The 428-nt window shown below is 73.6% G+C and carries 1 protein-coding gene; it reads left to right on the top strand.

Annotation, left to right across the window (positions count from 1 at the left end):
- Nucleotides 1-428: PaaI family thioesterase (locus tag D7V77_RS42695; RefSeq protein ID WP_147452393.1), on the top strand; the 428-nt coding region annotated here is incomplete at both ends.

Consider the following 428-nt stretch of genomic DNA (forward strand, 5'->3'; position numbering starts at 1 on the left):
CCCCGTCCCGCCCGTCCCAGGCCCAGCTCGACCGCTTCGCGGAGCTGTTCACCCAGAGCCTCACCATGCGCCACTTCGGCGCCCGGATGTCCTTCCCGGAAGGGCGCATGGTGGTGGTGGAGCTTCCGGAGGTGCAGCCGCAGCACCGGGGCGGCCTGGGGGCCTCCGCCGTCAACGGCGGCGTGCTCTCCGCCCTCTTCGACTTCGCCATCGGCTGCACCCCGGCGCTCCGGGACCCCACCCGCCGCTGCGCCACCGTCCAGCTGTCCATGAGCTTCGAGCGCCCCGCCACCGGCAACCACCTCCGCGTGGAGGCCGTCATCGACAACGGCGGCTCCTCCACCCTCTTCGCCTCCGCGAAGCTGATGGACGCGGAGGGCCGGGTGTGCGCCCGCTGCCAGGGCGTCGTGCGCGTCTCCAACCAGCCG

Source organism: Corallococcus sp. CA041A (genome assembly GCF_003612075.1).
Classification (GTDB): domain Bacteria; phylum Myxococcota; class Myxococcia; order Myxococcales; family Myxococcaceae; genus Corallococcus; species Corallococcus exiguus.